Below are 19,664 nucleotides of genomic sequence, written 5' to 3'. Positions count from 1 at the left end.
CGTCGTTCGGCGGCGCAACGTGCATGCAACGTCCGCCTCCCTAGCCTTCCGCGCAGAGCTGCCCAACGGCGGGCAGCGCTGCTGAGGAGGCAGAGCAGGATGACCCGTTACGCGGCGCCCGGCACCGAGGGCGCGATCGTCTCCTACCAGACGCGTTACGACCACTACATCGGCGGCGCCTACGTTCCCCCGGCTCGGGGCCGGTACTTCGACAACCCGTCACCGGTGAACGGCGAGACGTTCACCGAGGTGGCGCGCGGTACGGAGGAGGACGTGGAGCGGGCACTCGACGCGGCGCACGCGGCCGCGCCCGGCTGGGGCCGCACCTCGGCGACCGAGCGCTCCGACATCCTGCTGAAGATCGCCGACCGGATGGAGGCACATCTGGAGCCCCTGGCGGTCGCGGAGAGCTGGGAGAACGGCAAACCCGTCCGCGAGACGCTGGCGGCGGACATCCCGCTGGCCATCGACCACTTCCGCTACTTCGCCGGCGCGGTCCGCGCTCAGGAGGGTGCGCTCAGCGAGGTCGACGACGACACGGTGGCGTACCACTTCCACGAGCCGCTCGGTGTCGTCGCGCAGATCATCCCCTGGAACTTCCCCATCCTGATGGCCACTTGGAAGCTCGCCCCGGCGCTCGCGGCGGGCAACGCGGTGGTCATCAAGCCCGCCGAGCAGACTCCCGTGTCACTGCACTACTGGATGAGTCTGGTCGCCGACCTGCTGCCCCCGGGTGTGGTGAACATCGTCAACGGCTTCGGCGAGGAAGCGGGCAAGCCCCTCGCGTCCAGCCCGCGCGTGGCGAAGATCGCGTTCACGGGCGAGACGTCGACGGGGCGGCTGATCATGCAGTACGCCTCGCAGAACCTCAAGCCCGTCACGCTGGAACTGGGCGGCAAGTCGCCGAACATCTTCTTCGACGACGTGTGGGAGAAGGACGACGACCTGCGCGACAAGGCGCTCGAGGGCTTCACCATGTTCGCGCTCAACCAGGGCGAGGTGTGCACCTGCCCGTCGCGTGGGCTGATCCAGCGCGGCAACTACGGTGAGTTCATCGAGGCGGCCGTCGCCCGCACCGAGCTGATCAAGCCCGGTCATCCGCTGGACACGGACACGATGATCGGCGCCCAGGCGTCCAGCGATCAGCTCGCCAAGATCCTCTCGTACATCGACATCGGCCGGGAGGAGGGCGCCAAGATCCTCACCGGTGGTGAACGCGCCGAGTACGACGGTGACTTGAAGGGTGGTTACTACGTCCGCCCGACGATCTTCGAGGGCGACAACCGTATGCGGGTCTTCCAGGAGGAGATCTTCGGACCGGTGGTCTCGGTGGCCTCGTTCGACGACTTCGACGACGCCATCAAGATCGCGAACGACACGCTGTACGGCCTCGGGGCGGGCGTGTGGACCCGTGACATCAACACGGCGTACCGCGCGGGCCGGGCGATCCAGGCGGGGCGCGTCTGGACGAACTGCTACCACGCGTACCCGGCCCACGCGGCCTTCGGCGGCTACAAGCAGTCGGGCATCGGCCGCGAGACACACAAGATGATGCTGGAGCACTACCAGCAGACGAAGAACCTCCTCGTGTCGTACTCGCCGAAGAAACTGGGCTTTTTCTAGACGCCAAAAAAGGGCGCCTGACCAGGCATTTCACCTGTCAGGCGCCCTTCCCGGAGTGCATCTGAGCCCGATGTAGTCGACGGCGATGAGCGCCCGTCGCGGGAAGCCTAGCGGTGGTGCGGTGGGTGCGGCGGCGGGCGCGGGGGCGTGGCGATCCCGAGCGCGGCCTCAGGCCGGACCAGCAAGACCGGGCAAGGCGCATGGTCGACGATGAAGCGGTCCGCAGGCCCAAGGCTTGCACGGCCCAGGTGGGTGCGGTCGCCATCACAAGTCAGGACGAGCGGGTCGGCCCCCTCGGCGGCCCAACGACTTTCCGCACGACGCGGAGTGTGCGCTCGACGCGGGTACACGGTCGGCCCAGCCGCTGCGCAGCTTCGGCAAGGATCTGGTGCCAGCGGAGGCGGCGGCCAACTGCTCCACCCGCGTGCCAGGGCAGCGCTCCGGGCGGCCGCGCCCGAGCAGGCCGGCGAACGCGCCGTGCGCCGCGCCCGGCACCTCGGCCGGGGTCACAAGCAGCAGCAAGAGGTCGGCACCGTCGAGCTCGTGGGCCCGGACGGCCTCAATGGTCGCGGGCCAGGTGCCCTCTGTGATCCAGACGATGACGGTCAGCCTCCGATCAGGGTGGGCGACACCCACAGTGCCGAGGTTGACCATGGCCGCAGTTGACCAACGCCGAGACGTGGCTTGGCGCTTGGGGATGTGCATGCGGCAGACCGGCGTGCAGCGGCGCCGCGCCCGCCTTCCACGTGAACCCCAGGCCGGCCAGGACGAACACTGGCCCGACGCACCGTGGGACCCGCCCGCGCACTCCCCGCAGTTGATCGCGCAGTCCGATCGCGACCAGCCGGGCTCGCCCCTCGTGGCCACCATGCGCCGCAGCGGCTGGGCCAGTTGCACGTCACGGCCCGCTCGCCAGCGCCACGTCCGTATGCCGGGGCGAGCCACCAGCCGCGCTCCGCACCGCTCGGCCTCGTGCACCGGATGGAAGACAGCCGCCCGCCTGCCCTCCCGTCAGGCAGAGGGCTGTCAACTCCGAGGATGGCGACCGTCGATCGAGGGCTGCTGCTATGACGGCGGTTTCGCCTCCTGTCGGGCGGCCTGGAGATCGGCGAGCAGCTCGGCCTGCCCGGCCAACACACCGGACAGGATGGTGCGCGCTACGCGCAGCAGTTCGGCGATGTGTGGGCTGGTCAGCGAGTAGTACACGGTGGAGCCCTCCTTGCGGGTCACCACCAGGTTCGCCCGGCGCAACACGGCCAGCTGCTGGGACAGGTGCGCCGCCTCGATGCCCACCTCGGGCAGCATCTCCGCCACCGCGTGCTCGCGCTCGCTCAGCAGCTCCAGGACCCGGATGCGGGCCGGATGGCCCAGCGTCTTGAAGAACTCAGCCTTCAGCTGGTACAGCGGCGTGCTCATCGTGCCCTCCTCTCCCCGGCGAAGCAGCACGGCCGTCCCGGCCGGTCCTTGGCGCATCGCATTTACCCGTTCGTCCCCACACACGCGGCCCGTCCTCGCCTGCGCCGGCAGCTGCGCCGAATCCGTGCACGAGAATCGAGCCGCCCCTGGTCAGCGGTGACGGCCTCAACAATTGCCAAGATTAGCAACTCCATAGGTGCGGGGAGGCCGGCACGTGCGGGGGGGCCGACGGGAGAATCATTCCGCTGCGTGGCGCGGGGGTCGCGATGGCTGACGTGCCCTGCCTGCCGCCTCAAGTGCCGACTCGCCGCCGTCGGCCTGGACGGTTCCTGGCCGCGGTGCGGCGAGGCACGCGTGCTGTGGGAACTGTCCGCGCGCAGGTCGAGTTCGATACGGGGATGTGACAGCGCTGCCAATCTGGGGTACACGGTCGCCAGTCGGCATGGCCGTCAGGCGGCAGCCCAGCCGGATCTCAGGGCCTGGTCGAGCTCGCGCAGGTTCCACGGGTTCATGCCGTCGACCTCGCGCCGTTGCTGACAGTCGAAGCGGGGGGTCACTGCCCGCCCGGCCATCCTGTCGTACGCCACTCGTGCCGTGCCTCCGCCGGCTCCTCGTGCGCTGCGTGGTGCGCGGCGAGCGCGGCGGTCAGGTCGGCGTGCACGGGGACGGGCGGGCTGTCTCCTTCGGGGACGAGGGAGCCGTCGGGCGGGATCGCGGCCAGCTCCAGGCTCCGGCCGCCCGCGGCGAGGCGGCGGGCGGCCTCGGTGATTGCCCGCTGTCCCTCGGCCGACCAGCCGCGCAGGTCCGTGAGATCCACGATGAGCGGTCCCGTGCCGCGGGCCAGGGCCCAGCCGACGGCGCCGGTGAAGCGGTGGACGCCGTCCGGGCCCAGGTATCCCGCGACGGAGAGGACGCCGAGGTTCTCCTCGACGGTGTAGCGCCAGTCGATCGTCATGGTGGTGAACTTCCCTGCGTGTGCGGCCTGTTGGGGTTCAGAGGGGGAGGGTGATCCAGATGCTCTTGCCGCCGCCGTCGGCATCCGCGCGGACGACGGCGCTGCCGCCCAGGCCGAGGACCAGTTCCATGACCGTGCCGATGCCCCCGGCGCCGGTCCCCGTGACGGCGCCGTACAGCGGGGGCTGGTAGGGGTGACGGTCGTGGACGGCGAAGGCCAGACAGTCATGGCCCGCCGCGTAGATCACCGTGACCTGCGGGGAGAGGAGAGCGGCGTGCCTCACGGTGTTGGTGACCAGCTCGCTGAGGATCAGCAGGGCCGGGTCGACCGTGGGGTGGCGAAGGCCTATCCCCCATTCGAGCAGCGCGCCTTCGGCGGTCTCGCGGGCCAGACGGACGGCGGACGGTGCGTTGGGCAGCGTGAGCACGTGCCGGTGGGGCAGTGTTTCGAGCTGTGTGGACATCACGCCTCCGCACGGGCGAGACGGAAACCGGTGACCATCTTGGAGTGCAGGCGCAGCAGGGTGTCGTGCGGGCCGCGACTCCAGCGCGTGCGCCGGATGGGGGCAGCTCTCACGTCCTCGAGGGAATGGGGGAGGGCGGCCTCGTCGGGGTGGTTGATCACCTCGGCCGGTACGGAGAGCGCAACGGTCACAGGGCTTCCTCGCTTGAAGTCCGGGACGTCCGGGCGGCAAGGGCGGGCAGCACTCCGGCCGTCTCCAGGTGGTCGCGGGCGGCCCGGATCGCCTCGGGGGTGGTGGCGTACTCCCGGCCTGCGTGCCGCAGCAGGTCCAGCGCGCCGACCGAGTCCAGGACCTGACGCTGGCCGGGGCGTATGGCGGAGGCGAGGACGAGGATGCCGCGCCGCTGCAGCTTCTCCACCGCGTCCTTGAGGACCAGGGCGCCGGTGACGTCCATGGTCGACACCCGCGACATGCGCAGGATCACCACGCGGACGTCGGCGACCTCGGTCAGCTCCAGCAGGAAGCGGTGCGCGGCGGCGAAGAACAGTGGTCCGTCGATGCGGTACGCCACGATGTGTTCGGCGAGCAGGGCGTGTTCCTCGGCGCTGTGGTCACCCGTCTCGAGCGGCACCTGGTCGAAGCGGGCCTGCTGGGCGACGGCGCGCAGGGCGAGGGCGCCCGCGACGACGAGGCCGATGATCACGGCGTAGACGAGGTCCAGGACCAGGGTCGCCACCGCGGTCAGGACGAGGATGAACGCATCCGAGCGGGTGGCCTTGGCCATCGCCCGCAGCGAGCCGACCTCGACCATGCGGATCGCGGTGGCCAGCAGTACGCCCGCCAGCGCGGCCAGCGGGATCCTCGAGACCAGCGGTGCGGCCGCGAGGACGATCACGGCGAGGACGGCGGCGTGGGTGAGGGCGGCGAGGCGGGAGCGGGCTCCGGTGCGGACGTTGACCGCGGTGCGGGCGATCGCGCCGGTTGCCGGTACGCCGCCGAACAGCGGGGCGGCGATGTTGGCCAGCCCCTGCCCGAACAGCTCCCGGTCAGGGTCGTGTTTTTGGCCCACGGTCATGCCGTCCGCGACCGACGCCGACAGCAGCGACTCCAAGGCGGCCAGGGCGGCGACCACCACGGCGGGAGCGAGCAGGGTGCCGAGCGAGCCGAGGTCGAGGAAGGACAGGGAGGGCACGGGCAGGCCCGAGGGGAGGTCGCCGATCGGCTTCGCCTCGTCCAGGTGGGCCAGCCGTGCCACGATCGTCGCCGCGATCACGGCGACGATCGAGAACGGCACGGTCGGCCGCCACCGGGCGCCGAGCAGCATGACCGCGGCCACCGCGACCGCGAAGCCGACGGCCGTCCAGTTCGGATGCTGCGCGAACTCCCCGACTGCCCGCCAGGTCACCACCAGCACGCGGTCACCTTCGGGCCTGGGCACGCCGAGCGCGTTCGGGACCTGCTGCAGGCCGATCACGCAGGCGATGCCGAGGGTGAAGCCCTCGACGACGGGGGCGGGCACGTACTGCATGTACTTTCCGGCTCGGAGCACGGCCAGGACGACGAGCATGACGCCCGCCATCAGGCCGACGGTGAGCACCCCACCCGGGCCGTACCGGCCGACGATCGGCACCAGGACGACCGTCATGGCGCCGGTCGGGCCGGACACCTGGAGGCTGGACCCGCCGAACACCGCTGCGAGCGCGCCCGCGACCACCGCGGTCGCGAGCCCCGCCGCCGCGCCGAGCCCGGAGGAGACACCGAAGCCCAGCGCGAGCGGCAGCGCGACGACCGCCACGGTGAGGCCGGCGAGCAGGTCCCGGCGGGGGTCACGCCGGATCTCCGCGAGGTCGGCGCGACCGGGCAGCAGCGACACGATCCGGGCCCGCGCCCAGCTGAATCCCGTGGTCATCGCGCGGCAGCCCCGTCTTCCCGCAGTTCGGCCAGCAGCTCGCCCCGCCCGGTCAGCATCTCGGTGAGGATCCGCCGCGCCGCCTTCATCAGGTCGGCAACGTCGCCGCCGGCCAGCTCATAGACGACCGTCGAGCCGTTCCGGGTCGCTCTGACGATCCCCGAGCGGCGCAGGACCGCCAGCTGCTGGGACAGGCCGGAGGGTTCCACGTCGATGGCGGCGAGCAGGTCGCGTACCGGCATCGGCCCGTTCTGCAGCAGCTCCAGGACCCGTATCCGTACGGGATGTCCGAGCATCCGGAAGAACTCGGCCTTGGCCTGGTAGAGCGGAACGGACACGATCCCTCGGCCTTCCCTGCAAGGCCCCTCCCCCGGGGCAGAAGCGGAGGCTGCGCAAGCGGCTACTTGCGAGCGCAGCCAATACAGCATCTAACCAATTGCGAAATTTTGCAATTCAGCATCGGACTGCGCCCAGCGCACTGTGGGCTTGTCCAAGGGGCATCCTCCGATGACGACCTTCCTCGGTGCGCCGGTGCGGGTGCGCGACCAGGTCTTCGGAAACCTGTACCTGACCGACAAGCGCGGCGGCGCGGAATTCGACGACGAGGACGAGGCCGTGCTGCGCACCCTGGCGGCCGCGGCGGGCGTCGCGATCGACAACGCCCGCCTGTACGAGGACAGCCGCCGCCGGGAGCGGTGGCTGTCCGCGAGCAGCGAACTGCCCCGCAGCCTGCTCTCGGGCACCGACCCGGACCACGTGCTGCACGACGTACATGGCCTTGTCGTTGCGGGTGGTGGCGGAGAAGACCGGGCCGACGATGCGGCGTCGGTTGATCAGGATGGCCAAGCCGGCCACGGTGGCCACGCCCGCGATCGTGCCGAGCACGACGGCGGAGACGTGGTAGGCGTGCTCGCTGATGCCCACCGCTTCGGTGCAGCTCTTGGGGATGACCAGGCCGCAGATGTGGCCGAGCAGGACGACGAGGATGCCGAAGTGGAACAGGGGGCTGCCGATGCGCAGCAGCCGCCGTTCGTAGAGCGGGGAGGAGCGGGTGGTCCAGCCGAACTTGTCGTAGCGGTAGCGCCAGATGTGGCCGAGGACGAAGACGGCGAGGGCGATGTAGGGCAGGACGACCCACAGCAGGATGCCGCCGGTGCCGGACCCCGCTGCCAGGGTCAACAGCCACACCACGAACCACGCCAGGCGCGGTGGGGATCGTCTGCGTGCAGGGCACCGGCCACCCCGGCTCCGCGTGGCCGTGCACGCGCCGGCCAAGCCTCGTACCCCCGCTCGCGCTGGGCGGGGGTACGAGGCTCAGGGGTGTGCTGCCGTGTCGAGGGCGGAGGAGCGTGGGATTCAGGCGGCCGGCCGGGACAGGGTGCTGCCCGCCTGGGCCCGCGTGGCCTCGACGGCCTCCCACTGATCGGTGCTGAGGCCCGCGAGTGCGGCCGGGAAGACGCCGTCCTGTTCCTTGAGGATGTGGTCGCGCAGCAGGGCCATCGCGGCCATCAGCCGGTCCGGCCACGTCGGGTCGGGGGGTGTCGCACCGTCGGCGGCCTCGGCGAGCACCGCCTCGATGCGGCGGTGCTCGGCCTCCAGGGCGGCGATCTGGTCGGGGAAGTCCCCGGCCAGGGCGGGGAACAGGCCGTGCTCCTCGACCTGGGTGTGCGGGCCGAGCACCCTCGCGATCTCCCGGCTGACCTCCGCCATCCGGTCCGTCCCGCCCTCCTGATGGGCGGGACGGAGGTGGCTGATCAGGCGGACGACCTCTTCGTGCTCCCGGGTCAGTTCATCGATGGCTGTGAGCGACTGGCAACCGCAGTACTCGCACACCGGGCCTCGTCTCCCTCTTGCTCGAACCCGTCGTTGTCTCGAACGTTCCTCAGCCTGCCGTCATTGCGCACAGCGCCGTTCGCATCCCTTCCCCTCACGCTGTGGTGCCCGCGGCGCGGTGCTCGCGACGGCGGCCGGTGCGCGGCTCGCGCTCGCCGCCCTCGGCTGCGGCACGAACACCGGTGAGGGTGTAGGCCAGCGCGGCGGCGGCCACGATCGCCAGCAGGACCAGTCCTGTCGCGTACGTTCCATACCGGCCGTACAGCGAGCCCATCACCAGCGGCGGCAGGAAGCCGCCCAGGCCGCCCGCGGCGCCGACCACGCCGGTGACGGAGCCGACCTGGTTGGCCGGGGTCCGCTGGGCCACCGGGGCGAAGGTCGCCCCGCTGCCCGCGCCGAGCGCGGCGGCCATGGTCAGGAAGGCGAGGGTGCCGACCGGCGCCAGGTCCAGGGTGAACGACTGTACGACCGCCCCGGCCACGACCGCGGTCAGCGAGCCGGCCAGCACCCGGACCGGGCCGATACGGTCCGACAGCCAGCCGCCCATCGGGCGCATGGCCACCGCCAGGAGCACGAACCCGGCCATGCGGTTCGCGGCGTCGGCCTGGGTCAGCCCGTAGCCGGTCTTGAGGTAGGTGGGCAGGTAGACGGAGAAGGCGACGTAGCCGCCGAACGCGACCGCGTACAGCGCGGACGCCTGCCAGGTGATGCCGAGCTCGAGGGTGGCCGCCAGACGGCGGGTGAGCGGCTCGGCCGGCACGGTGCGGCCGGGGGCGTCCCGCAGCACGAGCGCCGCCACGACGGCGTATGCCGCGAGCACGGCCGCGGTGATCAGGAAGGGGGTGGACATGCTGTTCGCGTCGACCAGCTTCACCGTGGTCAGGGCGCTGATCGCGGTGCCGCCCATACCGGCGCCGAAGACGCCGATGGCAAGGCCGCGCCGCTCGGGCGGGAACCAGGCGTTGACGAAGGGCACGCCGACGGCGAAGGCGGTGCCGCCGATGCCGAGGAAGAATCCGCCGGCCAGCAGGGCGGCGAGGGAGGAGTGCCCGGCCAGGCCGAGGTAGAGCACGGGAACGATGGTGGCGGCGGACACGATCGGGAACATGACCCGGCCGCCGAACCGGTCCGTCAGCGCGCCGACGGGGATGCGGCCCAGGGAGCCGACCACGACGGGCACCGCCACCAGCAGCGACTGCTGGAACGAGCTCAGGTCGAGGCTGTCCTTGAAGCGTGGGCCGAGCGGGCTGAGCAGCGCCCACGCCCAGAAGTTGACGGCGAAGCCGACCGTGGCCAGGGCCAGCATCAGCCACACTCGGCTGGACACCGACGCGCCCGACGGTGAGCTGCCGCTCTTCGACTTCAACGGCTGGGCCATATTGTCCGTCCTTTTCGTCTCCAGGGTGGTACTGGGCCACCCGGAACGCACGCGCACCACGGGCCCCTTGCCTGCGGTACGGCGTCCCGTCACCACTGTCCGCACCAGGAGCCACCGGCGGCATGGGTCATCAGTCCCGGCCGATGGACGGACGGCCCTGCGGCGGGGACCCGGCAGTCCCTGTGCACGGCACGGCCTGCTGTACCGGTAGCCCGTGCGGCCGTGGTAGCACGGCGGCCCCTTCGGGCCGTGCCTGAACGGCCCGAAGGGGTGGGGCCGGTCGGCCCTACCCCCGCCGCACGACGATGGGCACGATGGACTGATGCTCCAGGACGACGCCTTTCGCACACTCGACCGGCAGGAGTGCCTGCGCCTGCTCGCCAAGGTGCCGGTCGGCCGCGTGGTCTACACCCGGCAGGCGCTGCCCGCGGTCCTGCCCATCAACTTCTCCCTGGACACGGACACCTCCGTCCTGCTGCGCACCTCGCCGGACTCCGGCCTCGTGCGTGCCATCGACGGCGTCGTGGTCGCCTTCGAGGCGGACGAGTTCGACGCGACCACCCGGTCCGGCTGGAGTGTGGTCGTCACCGGACGGGCCACCGTGGTGACCGATCCCGCCGAGCACGAGCGGCTGTCCCAGGCCGGCCCCGCTTCGTGGATGCCGCTGCGCGACGCGATGTTCGTCCGCATCGAGTCCGAGCTGGTCACGGGACGCGAACTCGGGGGGACGCTCGGCACCCGGTGAGCGCGCGTGTCGGGGCACAGGGCCGCCCAGCATGTCGGCGTCCCGCAGGGCGGTGAACAGAGGTGAGGTGCGGTAGATCGACGTCAGCGGCGTCTTGCGCACGCTGCCCGCGCTCAGCGGCAGGAAGCCGCTCGGGTGCACGGTGCCGGTGTGGGAGACGAAGACGAAGCCGCGGCCGGCGTTGACGTCCAGCGGCGGTCGCCGTACCCGGCGCGTTCCGGCGTCCAGGCCCAGTTCGGCGGCCTGCTCGCGCAACTCCCGGTAGAGGGGGCCGAGTCCGAGCACCGCCACGTGGTCGTCGCCGGCGGCGGCGAGGATCTGACGTTGCAGGGCGACGCGGCGAAAGTGGTGGGCCTCGGTGGTCTTGGCGGGCACGGTCGGGCCCACGTCGTAGACGAAGTTGAGCACGTCCTCCGTCTCGGCGGGGGTGGAACGCCGAGTTGGCGGCCGCGACCGGTGGGCACCAGGAAGAAGGCGCTCCACAGCATCGCCCCGTGCTCGGCGACCAGACGGACGATGTCGGGCAGGTCGTGCAGGTTGTGCCGGGTGACCGTGGTGTTGATCTGCACCTTCATGCCCATCGCGCGGGCCGCGTCCCAGGCCTCCAGGGTCCACCGGAACACCCCGGGCACGCCACGGAAGGTGTCGTGGATCTCGGCGGTGGAACCGTCCAGACTGAGCGAGAGCCCGACCGCGCCCGCCGCGTGAACCTCCCGCAGCCGCTCCGCGGTGAGCGTCGGCGTACCGGACGGGGACACCGCGACCCGGACCCCGATCTCCTGCCCGTAGGCGATGAGTTCGGTCAGGTCGGGGCGCTGGAAGGGGTCGCCGCCGGTGATCACGAACAGCGGGGCGGGCTGCCCGAAGGCGGCCACCTGATCCAGCGGGTCCTTCGCGGCGGCGGTGTCCAGCTCGCGCGGGTCGCGGCCGGGCACGGCCTCGGCGCGGCAGTGCAGGCAGGCCAGCGGGCAGGCTCGGGTGGACTCCCAGATGACGATGAACGGCCGGTCGGCCGCGTCGTGCCGCTGGCGGCGGATGGCCTGTGCAGCGGTGCTCATCGGGCAGTCCTCCCCAGCGCCCGGGGGCTGTGTCCGGCCGCCCTGGAGTCAGGGCAGACGAGGCGGGCGGCCGGACGGTGACCGGGCCGGACCGTGCGCGTCACCCACCACATACGGCAGCGGTGGAATCGACCTCGATGGCGGTCGACGTGGTCGTGCACGGGTTACCTCCGGATCGGTCGCCGTCAGCATCCACCGGCGGCGGTGGCCGGCGCGGTGGCCGATGGTCTTCACACGCAGGGCCGAGGTCCTTCCTCGCGACAGGCGCGACGGAACGGGCGGACAGCGGACAGCGGACGACGGACGACGTGGCGGGCCCTCACGGGTGCGTCCGGGTGCGCCCTGCGCGCGCCCGGACAATCGGAGTCCGGGCCCGGTCACCGCCGGCCGCCGCCATGTTCAGGAGTGGTTCGGGGAGCGGGGTGCCAGGGCGTCAGCGGTGCCTACCAGGGCGACGCCCAGGCCGGTCAGTGCGGCGCCCAGGCCCGTGACCAGGGTCGTCAGGTGCCATGCCTGGTAGGCGGACATGAGTGAGGCGCGCAGGGACTGGCCCGTGAACGCGGTCTGGCGCAGCTGGGAGAGCTTCTCGTCGTCACCGCCGGTGGCGTGCAACTCGGTGGTGATCTCGGCATAGGTGCGGCCGCCGGTGGCGTGGGCGAGATTGCCCTTGATGAACTCGGCGTAGGCGTGCGCCTCGGGACCCGTTTCCACGCGTCGGCCGGCGTAGGCGGCGAGTTCGGCAGGCAGACCGCGCTCGGGGAAGGTGATCTTCTGGGCGGCCGGCTCGGCACGGATCTCCTTCCTGCCGCGGCGACCGCGCAGCACCATGACCGGTCCGGCGACGCCCAGGGCTGTTCCGACCGTGGCGAGCAGGGCTCCGGCCCGACGGTCTGGTCCGTCCATGACGTGTTGTCCTTCTTTCCTCGTGTATTTGGGGTTCGGTCAGTACGTGGGGGTTCGGCTTGTACCGGAGTCCGGGTCAGCGGTGGCTGAGCCGGAGCCGCCAGGTCTCGGGGCCGCGTTCCAGGTACTCCACGGTGAAGGCTCCCGGGCTGCGCTGTTCGATCTGCGCGAGCAGCGGCAGCGGATCGTCCGGGGCGACCAGGGATGATGCCGCGCCCGGCCGCGAGTGGCGGCCGGACGCACGACCGGACCGGGCGCCACGCGCCGTACGCGCTACACCCGCGGCAGCCGGGGACGGGGGAATCGGCCGTCTGGCGGGCACGGAACGCGGTCGTACAGATGGGCATCTGCGGTTCGATCAGTGCCCAGCATGCAACGCCGGCCACACCCACTCACTGGCCGACCGGGCCTGACCACCGGGACCAACAGGCCCTATTGCGACCGGCCGGATGGGGCCGGAAAGTCATCCGGCAGGGACCGCCTGCCCCAGGTGCACAAGGGTCGGCGCCGCTTAGCGTTCCGGGTCATGGAGAACGATCAGAACGCACGGCGTCAGGCGCCGCGCGCCGGTGAAGGCTGGCCGCTGGCCGCCCGCAGGCTGCTGACCCGCCGCGAGGTATCGGCCGACGGACGCGCCGTGTTCGGCACGGGCGACCCGAAGTGGGAGGGTTTCTACCGCGACCGCTGGGCGCACGACAAGGTGGTGCGCTCCACCCACGGTGTCAACTGCACGGGCTCGTGCTCCTGGATGGTGTACGTCAAGGACGGCATCATCACCTGGGAGCACCAGGCCACCGACTACCCGTCGATCGGCGCGGACTGCCCCGAGTACGAGCCGCGCGGCTGCCCGCGCGGGGCATCGTTCTCCTGGTACACCTACTCCCCCAGCCGGGTCCGCTACCCCTACGTCCGGGGAGCGCTGCTGAAGCTGTGGCGCGAGGCCCGCAAGCGGCTGGGCGACCCGGTTGCGGCCTGGGCAGAGATCACCTCCGACCCCGCCAAGGCGCGGGCGTACAAACGGGCCCGCGGCAAGGGCGGCCTGGTGCGCGCCGACTGGGACGAGGTCAGCGAGCTGATCGCCGCCGCTCAGGTGCACACCATCAAGGCGTACGGCCCCGACCGGGTCGCCGGCTTCTCCCCGATCCCGGCGATGTCGATGGCGTCCTTCGCGGCCGGCGCCCGATACACGTCGCTGATCGGCGGCACCCTGCTGTCGTTCTACGACTGGTACGCCGACCTGCCGATCGCCTCGCCGCAGGTGTTCGGCGACCAGACCGACGTGCCGGAGGCCGCGGACTGGTGGAACGCCGGCTATCTGATCATGTGGGGCTCCAACATCCCGGTGACCCGCACCCCGGACGCGCACTTCCTGACCGAGACCCGCTACAACGGCACCAAGGTCGTCGCGGTCAGCCCCGACTACGCCGACAACGTCAAACACGCCGACGAGTGGCTCGCCCCGCACCCGGGCACGGACGGCGCGCTGGCGATGGCCATGGCGCCACGTGATCCTGCGCGAGTTCCTGATCGACCGCGAAGTGCCGTACTTCCAGCAGTACTTGAGGACGTTTACCGATGCGCCGTTCCTGGTGGCGCTGCGTGAGCACGGCGAGCACGGTCTCGTCCCGGACGGGTTCCTGACCGCTGCCGACCTGGGACACCACACGGAGCACGCCGGGTCCAAGACCGTCCTCATCGACGCGGCCACCGGCGAACCGGTCGTGCCGAACGGCTCGCTCGGCTTTCGCTGGGGGGAAACCGGGCGGGGCCGTTGGAACCTCGACCTGGGTGACACCGTGCCCGAGTTGAGCCTGCTCGCCAACGCGGACGACTTGGTGCGGGTGGCGCTGCCGCGGTTCGACGAGGGGGTCACCGAGGGCGGCTCGACGATGGTCCGGGGTGTCCCGGTGCGCCGGATCGGCGGGCGGCTGGTCACCACCGTGTTCGATCTGATGCTGGCGCAGTACGGGGTGGCCCGGCCCGGTCTGCCGGGTGTCTGGCCGCTGGCCTACGACGACGCGTCGCAGCCGTATACGCCGGCCTGGCAGGAGACGATCACGTCGGTGCCGGCCGATCAGGCGGCCCGTATCGCCCGGGAGTTCGCCCGCAACGCGGAACGCACCAACGGCCGTTCCATGATCGCGATGGGCGCGGGCACCAACCACTGGTTCCACTCCGACACCATCTACCGGGCCTTCCTGGCGCTGACCACGATGACCGGCTGCCAGGGCGTCAACGGCGGCGGCTGGGCGCACTACGTCGGCCAGGAGAAGGTCCGCCCGGTCACCGGGCAGCAGCACCTGTCGTTCGCCTTCGACTGGCAGCGGCCCACCCGTCACATGGCCGGCACGTCGTACTGGTACCTCAACTCCGACCAGTGGCGCTACGAGGCGTTCGGCCCCGACGAGCTAGCCTCTCCGCTGGGCGAGGGACGCTTCAAGGGCAAGGCGTTCGCGGACACGCTGGCCCAGGCCGTGCGGCTGGGCTGGACCCCCGGTCACCCCGGCTTCGACCGCAACCCGCTGGACCTGACGGACGAGGCCGCCGCCCAGGGGCGCCCGGTCGCCGACCACATCGTGGACGAGCTGAAGTCGGGCAGGCTGCGGTTCGCCGCCGAGGACCCCGACAACCCGGCCAACTTCCCGCGCGTGCTGACCGTGTGGCGGGCGAACCTGCTCGGTTCCTCCGGCAAGGGCAACGAGTACTTCCTGCGCCATCTGCTCGGCACGGACGCGGCGGTCCGCTCCGAGGAGACCCCGCCCGAGGGGCGTCCGAAGGAGGTGGTGTGGCGGGAGGAGGCGCCGGAGGGCAAGCTCGACCTGCTGGTCTGCATGGACTTCCGGATGACCTCCACCGGCCTCCTCGCCGACGTCGTCCTCCCGGCCGCGACCTGGTACGAGAAGGACGACCTGTCCAGCACGGACATGCACCCCTTCGTGCACGCCTTCACTCCGGCCATCGCCCCGCCCTGGCAGGCCCGCACCGACTACGACACGCTCCTGACCATCGCCGACCGGTTCAGCGAGCTGGCCGCCGAGCACCTCGGCACCCGCACCGACGTCCTCGCCGTGCCCCTCACGCACGACACCCCTGACGAACTCGCCCAGCCGGGCGGGGTGGTGCGGGACTGGAAGGCCGGCGAGTGCGAGCCGGTCCCGGGTCGCACCATGCCCAAGCTGGTCGTCATCGAGCGGGACTACGCCACGATCGCGCAGAAGATGCGAGCCGTCGGCCCACTGCTGGACACCCTGGGCACCACCACCAAGGGCGTCACCGTCCACCCGAACAAGGAGATCGACGAACTCCGGCACCGCAACGGCACCGTCAGGGACGGCATCGCCGCCGGACGGCCCTCGCTCGCCACCGCCTCCGACATGTGCGAGGCGATCCTGGCGCTGTCCGGCACCACCAACGGGCGGCTGGCCACCGAGGGCTTCCGCGAACTGGAACGGCAGACCGGCAGCGAGGGCCTGGTGGAGCTGGCCTCCGAGCGGGAGGCCGAGCGGATCACCTTCGCCGACACCCGTACCCAGCCGCGCGCCGTGATGACCTCCTACGAGTGGTCGGGCAGTGAGACCGGCGGGCGCCGCTACTCCCCGTTCGTGATCAACACCGAGCACAAGAAGCCCTGGCACACCCTCACCGGCCGCCAGCACTTCTTCGTCCAGCACGACTGGATGGCCGAGCTCGGCGAACAACTCCCCGTCTATCGGCCACCGTTGAACACGCCCCGGCACTACGGCGACGAGCATCTGCGCGAGGACGGCCGGGCGGAGGTCACGGTCCGGTACCTGACTCCGCACTCGAAGTGGTCCATCCACTCGAACTACCAGGACAACAAGTACATGCTCGACCTGTCCCGTGGTGGGCCCACGATCTGGATGTCGGTGGAGGACGCCGAGAAGATCGGCGTAAAGGACAACGAGTGGATCGAGGCGTACAACCGCAACGGTGTCGTCGCCGCCCGGGCCGTGGTCACCCACCGTATGCCCGAGGGAACGGTGTACATGTACCACGCCCAGGACCGCAACGTGAACGTGCCCAAGACCGAGGTCACCGGCAAGCGCGGCGGCATCCACAACTCCCTGACCCGCTTGCTGCTCAAGCCCACCCACCTCGCGGGCGGCTACGCCCAGTTCACCTACGCCTTCAACTACTACGGCCCGACCGGCAACCAGCGCGACGAGGTCACCGTCATCCGCCGCCGCAGCCAGCAAGTGGAGTACTGACATGCGAGTGATGGCCCAGATCGCGATGGTGATGAACCTCGACAAGTGCATCGGCTGCCACACCTGCTCGGTGACCTGCAAACAGACGTGGACCAACCGTAGCGGTGTCGAGTACGCCTGGTTCAACAACGTCGAGACCAAGCCCGGCGTCGGATACCCGCGCCGCTACGAGGACCAGGAGCAGTGGAAGGGCGGCTGGATGCTCGACAAGCGCGGACGTCTCGTCCTGCGCTCCGGCGGGCGGATCAAGCGCCTGCTGTCGTTGTTCTCCAACCCCGACCTGCCGTCCATCGAGGACTACTACGAGCCGGTCACCTACGACTACGACAACCTGGTCAGCGCCCCCGCCCAGCAGGACATCCCCGTCGCCCACCCCCGCTCGGTCCTCACCGGCAGGCCCACCGCCATCACCTGGGGCGCCAACTGGGAGGACGGCCTCGGCGGCGCGCCCGAGAACGCCGGCGCCGACCCGAACCTGACCGGTGAGTGGGCCGAGAATGTCAAGTTCGAGTTCGAGCAGACCTTCCTGTTCCACCTGCCCCGGCTGTGCGAGCACTGTCTCAACCCGGCCTGCGTCTCGGCCTGCCCGTCGGGAGCGATGTACAAGCGGGTCGAGGACGGCATCGTCCTCGTGGACCAGGACCGCTGCCGCGGCTGGCGGATGTGCGTGACGGCGTGCCCGTACAAGAAGGTGTACGTCAACCACGCCACCGGCAAGGCCGAGAAGTGCACCTTCTGCTTCCCGCGCATCGAGGCCGGCCAGCCCACCGTCTGCTCCGAGACCTGCGTCGGCCGCCTGCGCTACCTAGGCCTGCTCCTCTACGACGCCGACCGCGTCGGCGAGGCCGCGGCCACCCCGGACGAGAAGGACCTCCTCGACGCCCAGCGCGGAGTCTTCCTCGACCCCCACGACCCCGAAGTCCGCGCGGCGGCAAGGGAGTCGGGTATCCCCGAGGACTGGCTTGACGCGGCCCGCCGCTCCCCCGTCCATGACCTGGTCATGCGGTACAAGGTCGCCCTGCCGCTGCACCCGGAGTACCGCACCCTGCCCATGGTCTGGTACGTGCCCCCGCTCTCCCCCGTCCTCGACGCCGTCGACGCGGCGGGCGGCAACCAGGACGATCCCGACCACGTCTTCGCCGCCGTCACCCGGCTGCGCATTCCGCTGGAGTATCTGGCGGAACTGTTCACCGCCGGGGACACCGACGTCGTCGCCGGCGTGCTGATGAAGCTCACCGCGCTGCGCTCGTACATGCGCGAACGCACTCTTGGAGAGGAGGGCGACGAGGCGGTCCTGAAGGCCGTCGGCCTGACCGCACGCGAGGCGGAGGACATGCACCGCCTGCTCGCCGTCGCCAAGTACGCCGACCGGTACGTCGTCCCGGCCGAACACAAGGAGGACGCCGCGGCGCTGACCGCGATGGAGAACCGCTGCCCGGTCGAGACATCCGGCGACCCCGAGCCCCGCAAGGTCATGCTCGGCATCCCCACCCTGCGCCGCAACACCACTGCCGGAGGCCGTCCGTGACCCCGCTGCCCGCAACCATTCCGGCCCTCGTGCGCACCCGCGTCCGGGCAGCCGTACGCCGCCCGGTCCGGCTCAGCCCCGAGGAAACGGCGGGCCGGGCGCTGATGCTGCGGCTCGTGTCGCTGCTCCTGCAGTACCCCGACGACGAACTGACGTCAGTCCGGGCGGAGTTGACGACCGGGGTGGAGTCCCTGCCGACCACGCCGGGGGCGGAACACCTGGCCCGGTTCACCGGCTGGTTCGCCGCACAGGAGCCGGATGCGCTGGAGCGGCACTACGTCGAGATGTTCGACCTGCGCCGCAAGAGCAGCCTCTATCTCACCTACTACCTGCACGGCGACACCCGCCGCCGCGGCATGGCCCTGCTCACCCTGAACCAGCGCTACCGGGCCGCGGGCTGGGACATCGACGGCGGCGAACTGCCCGACCACCTCCCGGTCGTCCTGGAGTTCGCCGCTCTGGCGGGCCCGGGCGGCGGCGAGGCACCGCTGCGCCAGCACCGGCGCGGCCTGGAGCTGATCCACCACGCCCTGACCGATTCCGACTCCCCCTACCGGCACGTCCTGGCCGCACTGCTCACCCTGCTACCGCCACCCACCGAGGCCGACCGCGCGGCGGTGGCCCAGCTCGCCGCCGAGGGCCCACCGAACGAGGAGGTCGGCCTCGACCCCTACGGGACATACGGGGACGGGGAGTTCGCCCCGCCGGGCACCTTCGTACCGCCGATGCCCGCTCCCCCGAGCCGTGTGCCGCCCGCTCCGACCAGCCGTACGGAAGGCCCCCGATGAACCCCGTAGCCGCCCCACCACTGGCCGCCGCGACGACGGGCGGCGCCGGTCTGCTCCTGTGGGTCGCTTTCCCCTACATCTGCCTCGCCGTGTTCGTGGTCGGGCATGTGTGGCGCTATCGGCAGGACCAGTTCGGTTGGACGTCCCGCACCAGCCAGCTCCTCGAACACCGGTGGCTGCGCTGGGGCAGCCCGCTGTTCCACCTGGGCGCCTTCATGGTGATCGCCGGCCATGTCGTGGGGCTGGCCGTGCCCGCCTCGTGGACCGAGGCCGCCGGCATCAGCGAGCACACGTACCACACCACGGCCGTCTGGGCGGGTTCGGTGGCCGGTGTCGCCATGGTCACCGGTTTGGGCATGCTGTGCGCCCGCCGGCTGCTGACCCGCCGGATCCGGCTGGGCACCGACCGCAGCGACAAGCTCCTCTTCCCCCTGCTGTCCGCCACAGTCGTACTGGGCATCACCGCCACCGCCACGCACAACGTCTTCGGCCCCGGCTACGACTACCGCGAGACCGTCTCCGTCTGGTTCCGCGGCCTGTTCGTCCTCCAGCCGCAGCCGGAGGCCATCTCCGGAGCCCCCCTGCTGTTCCAGCTCCACGCCCTCACCGCCTGCCTGCTCTTCGCCGCCTGGCCCTTCACCCGGCTGGTACATGTGTGGAGCGCCCCGATCGGATACCTCGCCCGGCCCTACCTGGTCTACCGGCGGCGAGCCACAACGGCCACAGTCCCGACCGCGGGCCGGCCCCGGTCGGCCTCCGGCTCGCGGCGAGCCGTATGAGCCACCAACCCGCGCTCGCGCCGGCCACGGTCGCCCGGCCCCCGCAGGCTGTAGGCG

At 71.2% G+C, this 19,664-nt stretch carries 16 protein-coding genes and 4 pseudogenes; 7 read left to right on the top strand and 13 right to left on the bottom strand.

From position 1 onward, the window contains the following. Positions 1-99: 99 nt before the first annotated feature. Positions 100-1,623 carry an aldehyde dehydrogenase family protein gene (locus OG440_RS32900; protein WP_406010384.1) on the top strand — a complete coding sequence of 508 codons (1,524 nt, stop codon included), beginning with the start codon at positions 100-102 and terminating at the stop codon, positions 1,621-1,623. A 107-nt stretch (positions 1,624-1,730) separates the two neighbouring features. Here OG440_RS32900 and OG440_RS32895 read toward each other — a convergent pair. The 7 genes and pseudogenes from OG440_RS32895 to OG440_RS32865 form a co-directional block, all read right to left on the bottom strand. Further along, positions 1,731-2,232 (bottom strand): annotated as a pseudogene (locus OG440_RS32895) (universal stress protein). A 456-nt stretch (positions 2,233-2,688) separates the two neighbouring features. Then, positions 2,689-3,039: an ArsR/SmtB family transcription factor gene (locus OG440_RS32890; protein WP_406010383.1), complete on the bottom strand. Its 351-nt coding sequence runs from the start codon at positions 3,037-3,039 to the stop codon at positions 2,689-2,691. 553 nt (positions 3,040-3,592) lie between these two features. Next, positions 3,593-3,994, bottom strand: a complete 402-nt coding sequence (locus OG440_RS32885) for an STAS domain-containing protein (RefSeq protein WP_406010382.1) — start codon at positions 3,992-3,994, stop codon at positions 3,593-3,595. A 37-nt stretch (positions 3,995-4,031) separates the two neighbouring features. Beyond that, positions 4,032-4,457: an ATP-binding protein gene (locus OG440_RS32880; RefSeq protein ID WP_406010381.1), complete on the bottom strand. Its 426-nt coding sequence runs from the start codon at positions 4,455-4,457 to the stop codon at positions 4,032-4,034. Continuing rightward, entirely contained in the window at positions 4,457-4,648 is a 192-nt protein-coding gene (locus OG440_RS32875; protein ID WP_406010380.1) for a hypothetical protein, read from the bottom strand. The genes OG440_RS32880 and OG440_RS32875 overlap by 1 nt, the downstream gene beginning before the upstream one ends. After that, positions 4,645-6,366 carry a SulP family inorganic anion transporter gene (locus OG440_RS32870; RefSeq protein WP_406010379.1) on the bottom strand — a complete coding sequence of 574 codons (1,722 nt, stop codon included), beginning with the start codon at positions 6,364-6,366 and terminating at the stop codon, positions 4,645-4,647. The genes OG440_RS32875 and OG440_RS32870 overlap by 4 nt, the downstream gene beginning before the upstream one ends. Further along, positions 6,363-6,704 (bottom strand): ArsR/SmtB family transcription factor, encoded by a 342-nt coding sequence (locus tag OG440_RS32865; RefSeq protein WP_406010378.1) that lies wholly within the window; start codon positions 6,702-6,704, stop codon positions 6,363-6,365. The genes OG440_RS32870 and OG440_RS32865 overlap by 4 nt, the downstream gene beginning before the upstream one ends. Positions 6,705-6,849: 145 nt before the next feature. On the opposite strand from OG440_RS32865, the pseudogene OG440_RS32860 reads away from it, so the two are divergent. Further along, positions 6,850-7,128: pseudogene (locus tag OG440_RS32860) on the top strand (GAF domain-containing protein); the annotation flags it as partial. Here OG440_RS32860 and narI (OG440_RS32855) read toward each other — a convergent pair. The 3 genes and pseudogenes from narI (OG440_RS32855) to OG440_RS32845 all read right to left on the bottom strand — a co-directional run. After that, a pseudogene (gene narI / locus OG440_RS32855) lies at positions 7,129-7,545 on the bottom strand (respiratory nitrate reductase subunit gamma); the annotation flags it as partial. It lies immediately after the preceding pseudogene. Positions 7,546-7,722: 177 nt separating this feature from the next. Continuing rightward, a complete protein-coding gene (locus OG440_RS32850) occupies positions 7,723-8,199 on the bottom strand; it encodes a hemerythrin domain-containing protein (RefSeq protein WP_406010377.1) in 477 nt (158 codons plus the stop codon). Between the two features lie 94 nt (positions 8,200-8,293). Then, positions 8,294-9,577, bottom strand: a complete 1,284-nt coding sequence (locus OG440_RS32845; RefSeq protein ID WP_406010376.1) for a nitrate/nitrite transporter — start codon at positions 9,575-9,577, stop codon at positions 8,294-8,296. Between the two features lie 322 nt (positions 9,578-9,899). Between OG440_RS32845 and OG440_RS32840 the strand changes: the two genes are divergently transcribed. After that, on the top strand, positions 9,900-10,322 hold the full coding sequence (locus tag OG440_RS32840; RefSeq protein ID WP_406010375.1) for a pyridoxamine 5'-phosphate oxidase family protein: 423 nt from the start codon (positions 9,900-9,902) through the stop codon (positions 10,320-10,322). A 113-nt stretch (positions 10,323-10,435) separates the two neighbouring features. On the opposite strand, the gene OG440_RS32835 is transcribed toward OG440_RS32840, so the two are convergent. The 3 genes from OG440_RS32835 to OG440_RS32825 form a co-directional block, all read right to left on the bottom strand. Next, positions 10,436-11,380, bottom strand: a complete 945-nt coding sequence (locus tag OG440_RS32835; RefSeq protein WP_406010374.1) for a radical SAM protein — start codon at positions 11,378-11,380, stop codon at positions 10,436-10,438. A gap of 399 nt (positions 11,381-11,779) precedes the next feature. Continuing rightward, the gene (locus OG440_RS32830) at positions 11,780-12,283 is read right to left on the bottom strand and encodes a hypothetical protein (protein ID WP_406010373.1); all 504 of its coding nucleotides are present in this window, start codon (positions 12,281-12,283) and stop codon (positions 11,780-11,782) included. A 76-nt stretch (positions 12,284-12,359) separates the two neighbouring features. Continuing rightward, positions 12,360-12,605, bottom strand: a complete 246-nt coding sequence (locus OG440_RS32825) for a DUF2249 domain-containing protein (RefSeq protein WP_406010372.1) — start codon at positions 12,603-12,605, stop codon at positions 12,360-12,362. A gap of 204 nt (positions 12,606-12,809) precedes the next feature. Between OG440_RS32825 and OG440_RS32820 the strand changes: the two are divergent. The 4 genes and pseudogenes from OG440_RS32820 to narI (OG440_RS32805) all read left to right on the top strand — a co-directional run bounded on the left by OG440_RS32820 (position 12,810) and on the right by narI (OG440_RS32805) (position 19,607). Beyond that, positions 12,810-16,512 (top strand): annotated as a pseudogene (locus tag OG440_RS32820) (nitrate reductase subunit alpha). Position 16,513: 1 nt separating this feature from the next. Beyond that, positions 16,514-18,040, top strand: coding sequence for a nitrate reductase subunit beta (gene narH / locus OG440_RS32815; protein ID WP_406010371.1), 1,527 nt, complete (start codon positions 16,514-16,516; stop codon positions 18,038-18,040). After that, positions 18,037-18,828, top strand: coding sequence for a nitrate reductase molybdenum cofactor assembly chaperone (gene narJ, locus OG440_RS32810; RefSeq protein WP_406010370.1), 792 nt, complete (start codon positions 18,037-18,039; stop codon positions 18,826-18,828). The genes narH and narJ overlap by 4 nt, the downstream gene beginning before the upstream one ends. Beyond that, a complete protein-coding gene (gene narI, locus OG440_RS32805) occupies positions 18,825-19,607 on the top strand; it encodes a respiratory nitrate reductase subunit gamma (RefSeq protein WP_406010369.1) in 783 nt (260 codons plus the stop codon). Before narJ ends, narI (OG440_RS32805) begins: the two co-directional genes overlap by 4 nt. Positions 19,608-19,664: the final 57 nt, after the last annotated feature.

Origin of the sequence: Streptomyces sp. NBC_00637 (genome assembly GCF_045161545.1) — a bacterium.
Classification (GTDB): Bacteria; Actinomycetota; Actinomycetes; order Streptomycetales; family Streptomycetaceae; genus Streptomyces.
This window is presented reverse-complemented; position numbering and strand designations above follow the sequence as displayed.